The sequence below is a fragment of the Paucibacter soli genome (genome assembly GCF_037482845.1).
Classification (GTDB): domain Bacteria; phylum Pseudomonadota; class Gammaproteobacteria; order Burkholderiales; family Burkholderiaceae_C; genus Paucibacter_B; species Paucibacter_B soli.
This window is the reverse complement of sequence record NZ_JBBHJW010000016.1, coordinates 17106-33539: the sequence shown is the minus strand read 5'-3', so window position 1 is coordinate 33539 and position 16434 is coordinate 17106. Positions and strand designations below refer to the sequence as shown.

Sequence of the window (16434 nt, the reverse complement as noted above, 5' to 3'; positions counted from 1 at the left end):
CGGTCATCGTGAAGGGCCTGCCGTCGTTGGTGAGGAACACAGGGCCGAGCTGCACCAGGCCGCGCCACTGAGAGCGCCAGGCCGTGACGCCGTGGCCGGACTTCAGCCGCTCCACGAAGTAGGCAGACAGCGCGTCGCGCACGCGCGGGTTGACCCAGAACACGGGCCTGGCCCGGCCGTTGAAGCTGATGGCCGCGCGCACCTCGGAATGGCGCCGGAACTCGCCGCGCTCGTCGATCACGTCCGCTACTTCAAGCTGGGCCAGCTCGGTCGCCGTCATGCCGGTGCCGTACAAGACGTGCAGCAGGGCCACGTCGCGGGCCGGGGTCTGGCCGCTAACGGCCGCAACCTTGAAGGCATGGCGCATCTGGGCGTCTTCGATCACTGGGGGCTTTGCCATGTCGGAACGATCCTCCTAAGGCACCACGATACGACAGGGTTTCGGTCATGCCCGGCCAGAACGGGCCGCCAGGCCACGCCGAATCTCGCTGTCTAGGAAAGTTCGGCGGCACGCGGAACTTCGGCGAACCCAACGTTGAGCGAGGCGAGCCAGCGACCCGTCGGTCTTGACTGTTCGTTAAACACGAACAACAATCACCGGGCGGTTGGCAATCGTGCGGGCCGCACTCTCGGAGATTCACATGAACGACAACACCTTGCGTGGCCTGCGCAAACAAGCCTTGCGCGCCGCGCAGCTCATCGGCTGGGCAAAGCCCAACCCAGAAAGCCACGACGATTCCAGCGCCACCCCAGGCGGCCTCTGCGCAGCGGAGTGCCAGGCTCTTCGCCAAACTTTGCTGCTCACACAGGCAGAGGCCGCAGCCTGGCTATCGACTCCGCCTGTGAGCGAGCGGGCGTGGCAATACTGGGAAGCTGGAAAGCGAGCCGTCCCTGCGGACGTCGCCGCCAACCTACGCAGTGCTTGCGCCCAACGGGAGCACTTGATGGCCACCGCGCTGGCAGCCATCGAGCAGCAACCAGGGCACAAGCCCGTTGCGGTGTGGTATGCCAAGGCTGACGACTGGAAGTGGACGATGCGTGGGATTGGGCCTGACTGGAAGCTGCACAACAGCGTGGTCGCTCAGCTGGCCTGCCAGGGCCGTGTCCAGCTCGTGGCGTTCGACGAGGCTGCCTACGTCGAGTGGAGCGCTCCGCTCCCCCCGGTTATGGCGGCATCCGAGATGGCCCGCCACGTCCGGTGGGCCGCGGAGCGGCTGATTCGCAGCTCGGGGATCTAAGGATGGCAGCCTTCAAAGACGCCATCGCCTGGCTGGCTCGCACCCACCTGTCGGTGGAGTCTCCGCGAAAATTGCTGCAAGTCGAGTTCGACGACCTGCGCCAGCGACCTGAGGTGGAGATGACTGCGGCGCTTTGGGGTGTCCGGCCGGAAGAAGTGGCCGTGCAGGTGCTCAAAGCCGCGCAGCGCAAAGTGCCAAGGGATTGGCTGGCCAACGACAAGCCCACTGGGCGTTTTGAGACACGACGGCGGCTGGTGGAGAGGGTCTGGTTACTGGCCAGCAATCACCGCCTGACAAGCGAGATCGCCAGAATCGTCGAACTGCCATCAGCCGCGGTCTCTCGGATAATGGCGACGGGAGAGGGTCGGCCGCCCGACCTGATCCTGACAGGGCACTTCAGAGGGAAGGTCAGGCGCGGCATCCGATCTTCCTAGCTTTCGGACACCTCGGAAAGATCCGCGCGATCGCGCAGGCCTGGCCGACGCTCACAGCACGGGGTCCACCACAGGCACAGCTGGGACGACCAATGCCACGGAAACTTGGTTATGCCAACTTCTCTAGACAAGATGGCTTCGCGAACTCGGGTGGCCCGACTCCTGCGATGCCGTAGGTTGCAGGCACTGGGCCTGTAGAGCTACACCAAAGCACCCGGCGGACGGGCTGCCGGGGCGTTGCGAGTTTGTTGCAAGGAGTCGGGCCATGGAATGCAAATCTAGCATCTTGTACGTCGGTCTGGACGTGCACAAGGACAGTATCGACATCGCCGTGGCGGATGCGCCGCGGGATGGTGAGCTCCGGCATGTGGGCAGCATCAAGGGTGACCTTGCCTCGCTGGACAAGGCGCTGCGCAAGCTCATCAGCCGGGGTCAGGTCTTGCACATTGTCTACGAGGCTGGTCCCTGCGGTTTTGTCATCTGGCGTCACCTCACCGCCCAGGGCGTGCACTGCGAAGTGGTCGCCCCATCGTCGATCCCGCGTGCGCCGGGTGACCGGGTCAAGACCGACCGGCGCGATGCCATGCTGCTGGCCAAGCTGGCACGCTCTGGCGACCTCGCGGTGGTGCGCGTGCCCGACGGCGTGGACGAGGCCGTGCGCGACCTGGTGCGTGCCCGCGAGGATGCCGTGCGTGAGCAGCGCAACGGTCGCCATCGCCTGAAGGCGCTGCTGCTGCGCAATGGCGTCCCCTACACCGGCAAGACCTCCTGGACGGCCGCGCACCTGCGCTGGCTGGCCAAGGTCAAACTCGCCTACGCCGCCCAGCAGATCGCCTTCCAGGAATATCTGCACTCGATCACCGAGTCGAGTGCCCGCATCGCCCGATTGGAGCAGGCGCTGCGCGATGCCCTGCCCGACTGGGGCCTGATGCCGGTGGTGCAGGCGCTGCAGGCCTTGCGGGGTGTGCAGCTCATCGCCGCCATGACCTTGGTGGCCGAGTTGCAGGACTTCCTGCGCTTCGAATCGCCGTGCCAGTTGATGGCCTATCTTGGCCTGGTGCCCAGCGAACATTCTTCAGGCCCCAAGCGCCGCCAGGGTGGTATCACCAAGGCCGGCAACTCGGCGGCGCGGCGCATGCTGGTCGAGGTGGCCTGGCACTACCGGGCCGAGCCACGGGTGAGCCCCGTCATCGCCGCACGCCAGGACGGCCTGCCCAAGCCCGTCACGGACATCGCCTGGAAGGCCCAGTTGCGCCTCACCGCCAAATTCAAGCGCCTGCAGGCACGTCGCCTGATCAAGACCAAGGCCGTGGTCGCCGTAGCCCGTGAACTGGCCGGCTTCGTCTGGGCCATCGGGCGCGAGGTACAGCTCTCCGGTTGGAAGGGCATCGATGTCAACAAGGCCGCACCACTCACCGCCACGCCATGACTGAACACATGCCGTCATGAATGAGTGTCTCGGCACTGAACACCATCATCATCAACCCAAGCAGGAGGTGACGCACGCACCACCAAGACCAGCGGCCGGATCGGGAACGCGGCGCAGCCGCGGCCATCAAGGGAATCCTCGGCAACGTTATTGAGCGCCGGCGCCTCACGGTTCCGCGCGACCTCAGCCCCTAGACCGAAGGCAGCCCTGCGACGCAAATTTGTCTTGAGGTACCCAACCCTCGCATATCAGCATGAGCAACCGTCGCGCATCCACATCGGGTGGCAACACAGGCTCCGTCGCGTTCCCCGTCCGGCAACGGGTTATTCACCAGTCATCTGCAACGCAGAGGGTCAGGTCTTGCCGCTTGACAAGAGGAAGCCATATCAACGTTTGGTCGCCATGGTCAACCTCTCCCCGCTTCTGCCGCGCGCTGCAGCTTGCGGATTTCCTTAGCGTTCTCCGCCAGCTGCGCAGCCTGCTCGAGGGCCTGGACAATCAGTCGCTCAGCGAGCGCCTTCATCTCGCGGACGACATGCCCTCAGGATGCTCAAGCTCCAGGCCTGATGCCATCCCTTTGACCGCCGCCAACGTTTCGACGGCCTGGTCGGCCAAGCTCTGGTGTTCGCTCATGATGTAGCTCCATGGCCCGGTTGCTTGTTGTCCAAGGTCTTGGTTTTCGCGACCTTGGGACGGCTCGACTGCAGGCAGATATAGGCGCCGCCGCAGAGTTGGCAACGGCGCCCCTTCGGCAAGTCCGGGCACGGCTTGCTGAACCGGCCCTTATTCTCTGTCGTGGTCATGCAGTTAGCCTCCGAACCCTCGAGTCAGGCATTGGCGCCATCGCCACCTGGTGTCCTTGTCCATCTGCAAAGATCGAGCGCAAAGACGGATTCCCGATCACGCCGGAACCGTCCATGCGGTCCGCGCGACGAATGTCGTTGACGCCAGGGATGGTCAGCTGTGGGCAGTTTCGATTCCTCAGCCTGTCGGCAACGAAGTAGGCCATGGCCTCAAGGTCGTCCAGGCCCATGAGCCTTTGACGTTCCATGCAGACGCCGTTGAATGCCTCGGCGCCAGCTGCAACGCGGTCCGCCGGCATATTCCGCGCCGGCAGCAGGACCTCGCACTGCAGTGCAAACACCTCCTCGGCTCTGATGTCGAGTGCCCATCCCTCGTAGGCGCGGTTGACGGCCTCCCAGAGCACCTTCATGCCTGGGGCGTCTCGAGCATCCACAACGGCATCCAGAAGCGCGCGCTTTTGGGTCGCCGCGAGGGTGTTGATGCCGTAGTGACCCAGGACCTCATGGCGCAGACTGGCCAGCATGTCAGCGGCATCCCTCATGTTGTCCAACGGGACATCGACGCGGCCGCGGTACATCTTGCCCTGGTGCTCGGTGGCTTGCGACAAATAGCCGCCCTTGAGATTGGTCGGCAACGTTCCAGCGCTGGCGCCGTACAGGTCCGACACCGTCGAACGGAAGTAGTAGGCCAGCTCCAGCGCCCCCGGGTAGTCCGCCACGAAGGCGCGGGTGATCCCTTGGGCCTCTTCCTTGGAGATCGTCACTTGCCGCCCTCGACGCGCTTTTGCTTGAGGGCCTCGGCGAGAGTTTGGCCCGGTTTCAGATCGAGAAGCGTTCTCGCGCTCTCAATGGTCCCGTGCTGAGGCAGCGGGGCGTTGGCCTCGATCTCGTCCAGGAAGGCCGGCTCTTCACGCGGCACACCGGGGTCTGGCTTCTTGCTGTGGTCCATGGTTGCTGTCTAGAAAATGGATTTGACCTCGGGGCGCTTGACCTTCCACTTCGAATACTGGCGTTCGCCGTATTCGCGGGCTGGATTCCTGTTCCACGAGGCGGTCACTACCTTGCGGTCGAGGTCGATGGCAATGACCGTGACACCGTGGACGGCCATACGCTTTTGCGTGGTGTTGCCCACGCCCTGGCTGGTCACGGTGAATAGCGTCTGCCCAACGGTCATTCTGCTCAATGCGGCCACATTAGCTCCTTGGTTCAGTTGTCCAATGGATATCACATGGCCACTGGGGTCACAAGGGTCAAGCTGCCTATTCTGACTGCTGGGCCAGCAACCAGGCCTCGTCATAGACCGGCACACCGAGCTCCTGGGCTTTTGTGAGCTTGGAGCCGGCATTCTCCCCGGCAACGACAGCGAATGTCTTCTTGGAGACCGAGTCCGACGGCTTGCCACCCAGGCGCTCAACCAATGCCTTGGCATCTTCGCGCGACAGAGTGGGCAGAGTCCCAGTCACCACGACCGTCTTCCCGGCGAGCGCGCCGCCGACGACCTTCGCTTCCGGCGCCGGCTTCACCAGGCTGGCCAGGAGATCGATCTCTTGGCCGAAGTGTTCGTCACCAAAGGCGGCAACGATGGACCCGGCGGTGATGGGGCCGATATCGGTAATGGACACGAGATCGGCTTCCGATGCGGCGCGGACCGCTTCCCAGGTGCCGAAGTGCTGCGCCAGGCGCTTGGAAGTGCCTTCGCCAACGCTTTCGATACCCAGGGAGTGGATGAATCGCCGCAGCGGCCGACCGACCGACTCGGCAATGCCCGCAATCAGCTTGCCAGCCGAAACCGTGCCCCAGCCTTCCAGGCGGGCGGCCTTGCTGGCATCGAGGCCATAGAGGTCCGAGGCCTTCTCGATCAGGCCGGCCTCCAGAAGATCCTTGACGCTTCCCTCGCCCAGGCCGTCGATGTCCAGGCACAGGCGCGAGCCGAAGTGGGTCAGGCGGAAGAGCCGCTGGTCCGGGCAGGATGTCCCGCCGGTGCAGTAGTGCTCGCCCATACCCTCCTCGGAGCCGGCGATGAACTTCACCGTGGAGCCGCAGCAAGGGCAATTCTCAGGCATTCGGAACACGACGGCCGAGCCCGGGCGGAGTTCAATCATTGGCCCCACCAGTTCTGGGATGACATCGCCGGCGCGGCGGATGATGACCGTGTCACCGGCGCGCACGCCCTTGATGTTGTTGACCTGGTGCTGGTTGTGCAGTGTGACGTTCGAAACCACGACGCCACCGACAGCGACAGGCTCGAGACGACCAACCGGAGTGAGTTTGCCGGTGCGGCCTACTTGGACCTCGATGTCCAGCAGTTTGGTGGGACGCTCCTCAGCCGGGAACTTGTAGGCGGTGGCCCAGCGCGGCGTGCGGATGTTCCAGCCCAGGGCCTCTTGGTCGGCGAAGCTGGACAGCTTGTAGACCACGCCGTCGATGTCGAACGGCAGATCGGCACGCACCTCGGCGATTGAACTTGTCGCTGACCTGGAAGCCGAGCTCGCGCAGCAAGGCCAACACCTCTTCTTGCGAGTTCAGCCCATGCGATGCCGGGTCAACAATCGAGTACGCAAAGAAGCTCAGACGACGTGCCGCCGTGACCTTGGGGTCCAGGGTTCGCAGGCTGCCGGCCGCGGCGTTGCGGGTGTTGGCGTATTCCTTCTCCCCGGCCTCGCGCTGGCGCGCGTTCAAGGCCTCGAAGTCGCGCTTGGTCATGAGGACTTCGCCTCGAATCTCGATGGTCAGGTCGCGGCCCAGGTTCAGGGGGATGCTTTGAATGGTGCGCGCCTGGGCTGTGACGTCCTCGCCCTCCTCACCGTCGCCGCGCGTGATGGCCAGGGTGAAAATGCCGCGGGCGAACCGCAGGGCGCACGACAGCCCGTCGTATTTCGGCTCACGGGTGCAAATGATTTCTTCGGGATCAATGCCCAAGGCCTGGGCCGACTGGGTCACGAACTCGGCAGCCGCGGCACCGTCCATCGAGTTGTCGATGGAGAGCATGGGCGCGCTGTGCTTTACGGCCGGCAGAACTGACAGGACGGCGCCACCGACGCGCTGGGTTGGCGAGTCCGGGGCGATCAGCGAGGGATTCGCGGACTCGAGAAGCTGAAGCTCTCGATACAAGCCGTCATAGACGGCATCGTTGACCAATGGGTTGTCATTTACGTAGTAGGCATGAGCCAATTCGATGACGCGCGCCTTCAGTTGGGTGTACTGGGCTTCCTTGGTCGACTGCTCGGCGATCTGCATCTTTGTCCTTTGCGCTGGCGGATATCTACGGCGCCCCGTGGTGCCGCTCCCCTCGAAATATCACATTCAGCAGCAGTCAACAACCCTAGTGAGCATGGTGCGGATGGTGAATTTTCCTCTGGAATCGTCAAACATCTAGGATTTTGACCTCCAAAAGCTGTCGTGTATGTTATACTTCATACGCAGCTACCGGTGACTTGAGCGCCCGTGGCCATCTTCTTTTCCTCACATTTTGCACTCGAGGCACACAGATGGCTGCCCAAGATGATCCCTTTGACGGCAATAGCCCGCCGGCTGAAACCTATTACGAATTCGTCGGCCAAAACGATCTGATCGACGAATACGGCTTTCCGATTTCAGGTTCGCCCGCGCAAGTTGACTCCAACAATCCCAACTCTGATGAGGCGTATCAACGCCGTGAAACCGAGCGCGAGCGCGCACGCGAAGAGCTGTACGGTCGACTGAATGAGCGACAGGCTGAGGCCGTCAATGCACCCAAGGAAAGCATGCTCGTCTTGGCTGGCGCCGGCTCCGGAAAAACCAGCGTGCTGACTGCCCGAATTGCGAACTTGGTCTCGAATGGGGTGGCGCCGTCGCGGAGCATCCTCGCTGTGACCTTCACGAACAAGGCGGCTCAGGAGATGCGTCAGCGTCTCGGGAAACTGTTGGACAAACGCTCTGTTCAAGACCTGTGGATGGGCACCTTCCATAGCTTGTGCAACAAGCTCTTGCGCGAAAACTACGAGGCCGCCGGACTGCCCAAGGCCTTCGCCATCCTGGACGTGGACAGCCAAGAGGCATTGTGCCGCGGCATCCTGAAGGACTTCGGTCTCACCAAGTCGGCCGTCAAAGAGGCCGCAAAGGCGAGGGCTGCAAATGCTCAGGCCGACCTGCTGGCCGTCGCCGACCCGCTGGCAGCCGCCGGCGGCCTCGCCGCTGACGACATCGAGGATGATGGGGAGGCGAACGAATTCGTCACCCCTGGCCAGTGCGCCAAGTACATCTCTGCGCGCAAGGAAGCGCTCGAGGAACCCAAGCCACCAACGGCTGTCAACACCCGGTCGACAGATGTCGATCAGATGGAGGCCGTCTACGCGGAGTACCAGCGTCGTTGCCGGCAGTCTGGTCTTTTGGACTTCCAGGACCTGCTGACGCGCGGCGTTGAGCTCCTGGAGAAAAGCAAGGACGTCCGAGACAAATACCAGAATCGGTTCACAGCCATCCTTGTGGATGAATTCCAGGACACCAACAATCTGCAATATCGATGGCTTGAACTGATGAAGGGACCGCGGGCGCACATGATGACTGTCGGGGATGATAGTCAGTGCGTTGCTGAAGGGACTGCCATTTTGATGGCCGACGGCTCAAGTCAGCCTGTTGAATCCATTGCCGAAGGCGCCTTGGTCCTTGCAAATCACGGAGCTGGAAATTTCAAGCCATCAAAGGTGACTCGCGCTATTAGGCGACGCGCTCGCACTGGCGAGGGGGCAATTCGAATCCGGACTTCCTCTGGGCATGAGCTACTCACCACTGCGGATCACACGCACCTTGCTGGCTTTTTGCCGGCCTACTGTGGCGCCCTCTTCGTTTGCTATGTCATGCAGAAAGAGGGGGTTGGGTTCAGGGTGGGTGTTACGCGCATGGGTCAGCATTCCGCTACGGCGCGTAACTTCTCCCACGGACTTTCGTACCGTTGTTCCCAAGAGGGGGCGGATCGGGCTTGGGTGATTGGCTCATTCCAATCGGAACAGGAGGCGCGAGAGCATGAGGTTCTCACGTCGCTGAAATACGGCCTCCCCACTCTCCCCTTCCTGGCGCGCAGCAATAAGCGTGACACGATGGCGACTTTGGTCGGAGACCAAGGTGCGCTAGATAGGATCTTTGCCAAGTCAGATTCGACTTCTGGTGCTGCTCGCCTGATGGCAGACATCGGCATGAGTCTGGATCACCCTCAGCATGTTCCGCAGCAGTCAAGGTTCTCCAGGCGCAAAAACATTACGGTCACGCTCTGTGCTTGGCATCGGCCGAGCGGTAGGGCATTGCACACCCTGGCATTTGGCTTTTCGGGCGAACCCTTGAAGGTTGCGCTTGAGAACGCCGGATTTCAAGTCCGCCTGGCAAAGGTGAATTCTGCGTCCTATCGAGTTGAAGTCGGAGCATCAAACTACGAGAAGATTGAAACTACGCTTGCGTCTCTTCTTCGGGTCGTTCCTGACGCATACGTGAAGCGCTCGATGCGTCTTTTGAGCACTGACGCAAATGGCGTCATTACGAAAAGCTCACTGGACTTGATGCCAGCATTCAACCTTGTGCCGGGCATGTCTCTTTGCGACGCAGAAGGAAAAGTCCAGATCATCGAGAGTGTTGAGCGTTTGTCGGCTACCGGCTTCTTCTATGACCTGGATGTCGCTGAGGTGCACAACTTCGTCGCGAATGGCATCGTGACCCACAACTGCATTTATGGATTTCGAGGAGCAAATCCAGAGAATATGACGCGGTTCGTGAAGGAGATGACTGTTTCCAAAGAGCACCCTGATGGCTGGACCATCAAGCTCGAACAGAACTACCGCTCCCTGCCACACATTCTCGAGGCGGCCAACGCAATCATCGACCGCAACCCGAACCAGCTCAAGAAGACGCTATTCACCTCGCAGCGTGATCGCGGCGAGAAGATCGACCTCGTCTCATTCGGCAATGGCATGTTCGAGGCCTCGGCAGTAGCCGACTCCATTCACCGCATGGTGAAGGATCACAAGGTACTGCCCTCTGAGATTGCCGTCCTGTACCGAACGAACATGCAGTCCCGCCTGCTCGAGCAGGAGATGAATAAGCGTGGCCTCCCGGTGACGGTCTACGGCGGCTACCGCTTCTACGACCGTCAGGAAATCAAGAACGTCTTGGCCTACCTGGACTTGATTTGCGACATGACTCGCGACCTGTCCTTTGCCCGAGTCGTGAACTTCCCGCCCCGCGGCATCGGTGAGCGCACTGTCGAGCAGTTGCGCCAGGATGCCCAGGCCAAGCGCATCTCGATGATGGAGATGATTGGCGAGCGCAGCGAACGTGTGGGCTCGATTGGGACCGCGGCCGAGCAGAAGAAGCAGCGCCAGTTGGAAGGGTTCACCAACATCATCATCGACCTGGCCGAGTCCGCAGTCGATCAGCCGCTGTCGCAGCTCATCGAGACCATCATGCAGCGCGCCGGCATCGAGAAGCACTTCATCGACGAAGCCGGTGGCTCCAAATCCTCTCAGGAAGAGGCTGATGAGCGCATGGCCAACATCGGCGAGCTGATCTCCGCGGCAAAGCAGTTCGAGATCGACAACCCGGAACTGAAGTCCGCGGCTGAGCAGCTGCCGGAGTATCTGGCCTACGTTGCCCTGATGACGTCCACGTCCGAAGCGGACATGGAGAAGAAGTCGACGGTCTCGCTGATGACCGTCCACTCCAGCAAGGGTCTTGAGTTCGATCACGTCTACCTGGTGGGCCTGGAAGAGGCAACCTTTCCTCATTCCCGGGCAATCAAGGAGGACGAAGAGTCTGGCAACGGCAAGTCCATCGACGACGCACTGCGGGACATGGGTGCCACGCACGATGACGACGGCAACAGCCTGGTCTTCGATGAAGACGAGGAGGAGGCTCCCCGCGAAGACGGTGAGGGAATGCAGGAGGAGCGTCGGCTGATGTACGTCGCCGTGACTCGCGCCCGCAAGACTCTGACAGCCACTTACGCCAAGGAGCGACTCCTGAATGGCGAGGTGAAGGCCTGCGAGCCCTCGCGCTTCATCTCCGAGATCCCGGGCCATCGACTCAACTTCATCGACGATGCCAAGTCGCGCGCCGGCGCCGGCAAGAAGCCGTACCTGCGCGATGTCGGCAACCGTGAGTATGGCGGCGACGCCTTTGACCAAGGTCGCAAGGAATACCAGCCTGACTCGAAATCCGCAAAGTCGGCCGCGAAAGCGCCCCTGCGAACTCAGTCGAGCTTCGCCGAGTCCGACCTCTCCACCGACAGCGCGCTGGACGGCGTCGGCAGAATTCGAGTCGTCAGCAAGCGACGCGGCGGTACCGCTGCGGCCGATGACGAAGTTGTCATCGATGTGGATCGCAGCCATCCCGAGCTCGGCAATCGACACTTCCTCAACAACATCGAGGACGACGATGAGCGCGCTGACGTCATCGCTGCCTACAACAAGGACTACCAGGCTGATCTGGCCAAGAGCGGCCCCATGTTCCAAGCCACAATGGATGTGGCGAAGCGTGTCGCCCGGGGCGAGAAAATCGCTCTGCGCTGCTGGTGCGCACCCCGCGCCTGCCATGCTGATCTGATCGCCGCCCAGGTCATTGACTACGTTCGTGCCATGGGGTCTGAGAAAGCAGCTTCGTCGGCCGTTGCTCCTGCAGCAGCACTTCCGGCGGCTGTCCAGGCCCCGGCACCCGCGGTTGCCGGAGAGCTGAAGCCTTGGCAGCGCCGTGGCGCCAACGCCCTGCGTGCAGCTGCCCAGCCGCCGGCGGTGCAGCGCCCTGCCCTGTCGGTGGTCCCTTCCGCTGTTTCCGATGGGCCTGGACGAGTTCTGGCCATCATCGGAACCGCTGGCCGGGACAAGGATCGCCCGATGACGGCCGACCTGTGGGGGCGCATGGTCGCCGACGCAAAGAAGCGAGTCCGGGCCGATGACACGGTGGTCAGTGGTGGCGCGGCCTGGGCCGACCATCTTGCCGTCCGCCTGTTCCTGGATGGCGATGTGAAGGACCTGGTTCTCCACCTCCCTGCGCCACTGAAGAACGGCAAGTTCCAGGGTCCCGACAAGTCCGCCGCATCGGCAGCGAATTGGTATCACGACCTATTCCAGAAGGCCACTGGCGTCGACGCTCGGGCGGAGATCGCCGCGGCCGCCTCGAAGGGAGCGACGATCACCGAGCAGCCCGAGGCGCACGACTACAAGGCCATGTTCGCTCGCAACGCCATCGTCGCCAAGCAATCCAATGCGGTGCTCGCGTACACCTTCGGTGGCGGTGATGAGCCAGCCGACGGCGGCACCAAGAACACCTGGGACCAGATCAAGGGGGATCGCATTCACGTACCCCTCCTCGCCCTCGGCCCTTTGACCTCCTCCCCTCTGCCAGCTCGCCAACAGGCGCAGCCTGCCGGTGCAGCGCCGGCGCGGCAGGCGCCCCCGGCCGCCGCAATGGCCCGACTCGACCTGCTTGGCAAGCGCCGCGGCAGCCGCCCGTAACCGCCTCAACTCGACGCGACCCAAATGCAACCCATGTCTACCCAGAGCCAGATCAGCGACATCGAAATGGCATCCCTGCTCGAGGCCGGCTGTATTGCCATGGCCTTCCAGGAGCGGATGCACGCCGTCATCACCTATATGAAGGGCGCACCCTATTCGGCGACCCTGTCGTCGGTGCTCTCCTTTGGCCGCACCCCCAAGGCCTGGATGAGTGTCCAGATGTCGGATGCGCTGCTGGACATGGACGTTGCTGCGGCCGCCTCTGCGGCTACTGCTGCTCGGAGAACGCATCCAGCCACACCTGCCAAGAACATGCTCGACGCAGCCCGGGCTGTGCTCAAGATGCACCCCGAGGAGTCGGCACTGCTCGTGAGGCGCATCGAGAAGGCGAAGACGGCCATGTCGACTCAAAAGGGCATGACCGAGGTCTCGAAGTCCATCATGGAGATCCTCACGGCATCTCGAGAGCTCGCTCGCCTGGCGGGCGACGTCGGTGAGCGCCTTGATGCTGATGCCGTCATCGGCCGCTATGACGACCCCGTGGATACGACTGAGACATCGAAGCATCAGGCTGAGCGTGTCCTGTGTCGCGCATTCGGAGTCCCGCGCGCCAGCCTCACCGAGAACGCTGACAACGTGGCCAGGGTTGAATTGATCCGCAGCCTGACTTTCATGTCGTACGAGATGTGCCATCGTGACGGCCTGGTTCAGGCCGAGGCGCGTCAGCGCTTTGAGGAGCTGGTCGAGCAAGCGCAGAACCTCGCTGCGCGGCAGAAGCCGCGCATGGGCCCAACAACCATGCTCGACGCCATGACGGACTCCGAGCGCGGCGTTTACTCGCAGGCCATCGATGCGCTCAAGGCCGCGAACATGAACGGGCCCTACCGCCTCTCCGGCCGGGTCTTCGTCGTCGCGGCAGCCAAGATCACGCAGCGCGGGCAGCCTTCGGACAACCTCAAGGCCATCCGTCGCGCCCCAGAGTACGGCACTCAGGCCATCAACGACTTCCTGAATCGCTTCGAGAACTCTGAGCCCGGCCTGCCGGTGCAGAACCTGATTCCGATCTACGTCGATCCCGAGACGCCGAGCTTGAGTTTGCGAGATGCGCTGCTTCGCGCGCTGCACGCCAATGGCACCGGTAAGCTCTCGGCCGGCGACATCCTGTGCTTTGCTCGTTCCGAGTCCGACCGTGACGACGGCCCCATGGGCATGTTCATGAATCAGGAGGCTGCGAAGCTGTGCGAGACCCTTCGCAAGTCCGGCTTCGTGACTCTTGCCGGCATCTCGAACACCGGTGAGCGCCTGACGTTCGAGGGTGCCTGCGACGGCGTGGTTGGCTCCCCCAAAGAGCTTGCCGATCTCGCTCGCAACATCCTCCTCAAGAGGAAGTACGAGGACACCGCGATGCTTCGACTTGCGTCGACTCGCCGTGCAGCGATTCCGAGCTGATCGCCATGCCATCGCAGCAAGTGATGCAGGATGCGATTGCCGTCGTAGGCAGAGATGGTCGCCGGCACGTGTTCGAGATCCAGCGCGGCAGCATTGCGCGCGCCGGCTCAAAGAAGTTCGAGCACGTCACCACGGCTCAATGCATCCATGCGAACGGCTCGAGAAGCCAATTCGCATGGAACGAGTTCGAGAACCACCTGCAGGTCGCGTCGATCAGCTTGAGTCCGGATGAGCGGCGGAATGGCTTGGGTCTCAGCCTGTACCGTGAAGTCCTGAAGGAGGCCCTGGCAAAAGGGAAGTCACTTCACTCAGACTCTACGGTTTCCTCTGAGTCATTGAAGCTCTACGTGAGACTGTCCGAGCTTGGCTTCGACGTTCAATATGCGGCGGCCAATGACGTCGCTGCCTTTGATTTCACGCCCCGGGATGAGAACGACACAAATCGTCCAGTCGGCAGCAAGCAATTCCTTGGTCGCGATGAGCAGCCCATTGCTCGGGTTGTCGGGATACGCGACCCATCCTCTCCTCCGACTCTTCCGCCTCAATACATCTTCGATCTCATGAAGAGTTCGCCGACCTCTTCAATCTCTCAGGAGCGCACCATGGCAACACCGACCCCATCCACTACCCTTGGCTCACGAGCGGACGAGCTATCTCAAAAGGCCGACCAGATCCTGACCGGCGCCAAGCTCAATCAGCACACAAAGGAGCTCGACGAGCTCCGCAAGAGCAAGCGCCTGGCGGCCCTGGCCAAGGTCGAGCTCCTGAACCAGCCCAAGCCGGAAGCCAAGGACAAGAAGAAGCCCTTCGAGTTCGATCCCGAGGTCCTTGAGGGCATCTCAAAGAACTTGGCCAAGAAGCACGGCGTCCCTGATGAGACGGCCAGCAAGGCGGTCATGCAGGCCTACGCGAGTCTTCAGCAATCCTGGCTGCAGCAAGACCTCTCGAAGCAGGCCGCAGCCGGCGAGCAGCTGAAATTGGTTGCTGAAGCCAATCCGGCGCCGAAAGTCCCGAACTACCCGGATCTCTCCAACGACGCCGACCGCGAGCTGACCGCGGAAGCACGCAGCCGTTCGGGCTTCCGTCCTAACGCCTGATGGCCGGTTGGCGCACCCTCTCCACGACACCATGCACCTGAACAACAAGCTCGTCTTCATCGGTGGCTTCGAGGAAGTCGCCGAGTGCTGCATGCACGCCCTGCGTCACAAGGCGGTCCAAGGCTTCTCAAGCGATGGCATCAAAGAGCTGGAGGTAGCTCGTTCTCCCGAGCAGCCTCGGCTGTTCATCCTTGAAGCTTCCGTCAACCGCCTGGTGGACGGTGCACAGGCTTTCGTGCAGCAGCTGAGCACCTCGCGCTTCGGTGTAGTCGTCGGGATGTCCATCATCGGCGCTGGCTTCGACGATCTCCAGAGCGACCAGGTGATCTGGTCGGCCGGAGGCTACGTCAATGGCACGATGACTGCTGGCGCCTACACCGGCTCGTCTCCGTCCACTTTGCCTGGCGATCTCGCCTCCCGCGTCGACAACTCCAAGGGCCTGGGCGCCTTGCCGGCTGACCTGGCGCCTGAGCTGCACCGTTACGCAACACAGAAGTTCGTTGAGCATGCCCTGGAGGTTGCCAGCACCCCGAGCTCCAAGGGAGGCTTGGGAATAGCCGCCGGCGGCTACCCCCGCTGGAGCCTCCTGACACACGCCGCATTCGACAGGGGCGTGGAGGGTTTGATCCTGGCACTCGAAGAGATGGGTGGATCGCCCTCAGAGCAGCTCGAGGCGGACTTGAAGTCCTCACGACGCGCTGGGATTGCGTCCTGGGTAGACACCTGCCTCTTGGGGAGCCCAGTGCCTGCCAATGCTGCCGACGCTGCCACTCGCTCGCCCTACTCGTTCCTGGACCTGCCGGACATCCGCACACGTCCGGCCAAGCTGCTGGCGTACCTCGGGGACTCTCCGCAAGGGGCGGCCGTGGGAGATGCCATCTTGGACGCCCTGTCCAAGCGCGACGCTGGCTTTCAGGATGGCTCCAATCCACTGGTCTGGCTGTGCCAGACCGAACATGTAGGCAGGCTGGCAAAGGCGGGGTTGGACAGGCTGGTGGCCAGGGTCGCCGAGGACACTTCTGTGCCAACGGATGAGCAGATGCTGGCCGCGATCAAGGGCATTGCAGCCGGCGGGTTCAAGGCTGCGAGCATGCAGCTGGCCCTGAACACCTGCCCGCGGGCGGTTGATGGCACCCGTATGGTTCGCCACGAAGTGAACTGCCTCGACATCCCCCTCCGGGATGGGTTGGGGCCCTTGAGTGCCGACCGGGGCACGATCACTGTAAAGCTGCTCGACGCCTGGGTTGGGACCGGCGGGAAGCTCTCGGACATGCCTGAGGAAGTGGCCAACGTCTTCCTGCTCTCGAAGCCCGAGGTCTGCCAGACCTTTGAGGCCCGACGGACAGAAGAGCAGATGGGTGCAGCGATCAGCGGCTGGACCTCGACGCACAAGGCGCCAGCCAATGACGTCAAGGTCGTTGTGAAGCGACGCCGGCTCGCCGTATAAGACGGCTCATGAAATGAAGTCACTTCCGGCTGGAGTGACTTCATTGCAATCTCCCCTGAAGTC

11 protein-coding genes and 1 pseudogene are annotated in these 16434 nt (G+C 62.4%); 7 read left to right on the top strand and 5 right to left on the bottom strand.

The genetic code is table 11. From position 1 onward, the window contains the following. Positions 1 to 400, bottom strand: a 400-nt coding sequence (locus WG898_RS24710) for a site-specific integrase (RefSeq protein ID WP_506546839.1), incomplete at its 3' end; no start/stop codon positions are given. Positions 401 to 641: 241 nt separating this feature from the next. Between WG898_RS24710 and WG898_RS24705 the strand changes: the two genes are divergently transcribed. From WG898_RS24705 to WG898_RS24695, 3 genes are all read left to right on the top strand, one after another. Beyond that, on the top strand, positions 642 to 1238 hold the full coding sequence (locus tag WG898_RS24705; RefSeq protein ID WP_339605441.1) for an Aca2/YdiL-like domain-containing protein: 597 nt from the start codon (positions 642 to 644) through the stop codon (positions 1236 to 1238). Between the two features lie 2 nt (positions 1239 to 1240). Then, entirely contained in the window at positions 1241 to 1672 is a 432-nt protein-coding gene (locus WG898_RS24700; protein WP_339605440.1) for a hypothetical protein, read from the top strand. A 265-nt stretch (positions 1673 to 1937) separates the two neighbouring features. Next, the gene (locus WG898_RS24695) at positions 1938 to 3101 is read left to right on the top strand and encodes an IS110 family RNA-guided transposase (RefSeq protein ID WP_339605439.1); all 1164 of its coding nucleotides are present in this window, start codon (positions 1938 to 1940) and stop codon (positions 3099 to 3101) included. Between the two features lie 799 nt (positions 3102 to 3900). Here WG898_RS24695 and WG898_RS24690 read toward each other — a convergent pair. From WG898_RS24690 to ligA, 4 genes and pseudogenes are all read right to left on the bottom strand, one after another. Further along, entirely contained in the window at positions 3901 to 4668 is a 768-nt protein-coding gene (locus WG898_RS24690; protein ID WP_339605438.1) for a hypothetical protein, read from the bottom strand. Further along, complete coding sequence (locus tag WG898_RS24685; protein ID WP_339605437.1) at positions 4665 to 4853, bottom strand: hypothetical protein; 189 nt, start codon at positions 4851 to 4853, stop codon at positions 4665 to 4667. The genes WG898_RS24690 and WG898_RS24685 overlap by 4 nt, the downstream gene beginning before the upstream one ends. A gap of 9 nt (positions 4854 to 4862) precedes the next feature. Beyond that, positions 4863 to 5096, bottom strand: coding sequence for a hypothetical protein (locus tag WG898_RS24680; RefSeq protein ID WP_339605436.1), 234 nt, complete (start codon positions 5094 to 5096; stop codon positions 4863 to 4865). A gap of 67 nt (positions 5097 to 5163) precedes the next feature. Beyond that, positions 5164 to 7141, bottom strand: a pseudogene (gene ligA / locus WG898_RS24675) (NAD-dependent DNA ligase LigA). 251 nt (positions 7142 to 7392) lie between these two features. On the opposite strand from ligA, the gene WG898_RS24670 reads away from it, so the two are divergent. Genes WG898_RS24670 through WG898_RS24655 form a run of 4 tightly spaced genes read left to right on the top strand, consistent with a single transcriptional unit; the run spans position 7393 to position 16371 of the window. Further along, positions 7393 to 12378, top strand: coding sequence for a UvrD-helicase domain-containing protein (locus tag WG898_RS24670; RefSeq protein WP_339605435.1), 4986 nt, complete (start codon positions 7393 to 7395; stop codon positions 12376 to 12378). Positions 12379 to 12411: 33 nt separating this feature from the next. Beyond that, the gene (locus WG898_RS24665; protein WP_339605434.1) at positions 12412 to 13827 is read left to right on the top strand and encodes a hypothetical protein; all 1416 of its coding nucleotides are present in this window, start codon (positions 12412 to 12414) and stop codon (positions 13825 to 13827) included. Between the two features lie 5 nt (positions 13828 to 13832). Then, positions 13833 to 14924 carry a GNAT family protein gene (locus WG898_RS24660; protein WP_339605433.1) on the top strand — a complete coding sequence of 364 codons (1092 nt, stop codon included), beginning with the start codon at positions 13833 to 13835 and terminating at the stop codon, positions 14922 to 14924. Between the two features lie 31 nt (positions 14925 to 14955). Next, positions 14956 to 16371, top strand: a complete 1416-nt coding sequence (locus tag WG898_RS24655; protein WP_339605432.1) for a hypothetical protein — start codon at positions 14956 to 14958, stop codon at positions 16369 to 16371. The last annotated feature ends 63 nt before the right edge of the window (positions 16372 to 16434 follow it).

Coding starts and splice junctions, on each gene's coding strand:
- WG898_RS24705 (WP_339605441.1), top strand. CDS start 642: ATGAACGACAACACCTTGCGTGGCCTGCGCAAACAAGCCTTGCGCGCC.
- WG898_RS24700 (WP_339605440.1), top strand. CDS start 1,241: ATGGCAGCCTTCAAAGACGCCATCGCCTGGCTGGCTCGCACCCACCTG.
- WG898_RS24695 (WP_339605439.1), top strand. CDS start 1,938: ATGGAATGCAAATCTAGCATCTTGTACGTCGGTCTGGACGTGCACAAG.
- WG898_RS24685 (WP_339605437.1), bottom strand. CDS start 4,853: ATGGACCACAGCAAGAAGCCAGACCCCGGTGTGCCGCGTGAAGAGCCG.
- WG898_RS24670 (WP_339605435.1), top strand. CDS start 7,393: ATGGCTGCCCAAGATGATCCCTTTGACGGCAATAGCCCGCCGGCTGAA.
- WG898_RS24665 (WP_339605434.1), top strand. CDS start 12,412: ATGTCTACCCAGAGCCAGATCAGCGACATCGAAATGGCATCCCTGCTC.
- WG898_RS24660 (WP_339605433.1), top strand. CDS start 13,833: ATGCCATCGCAGCAAGTGATGCAGGATGCGATTGCCGTCGTAGGCAGA.
- WG898_RS24655 (WP_339605432.1), top strand. CDS start 14,956: ATGCACCTGAACAACAAGCTCGTCTTCATCGGTGGCTTCGAGGAAGTC.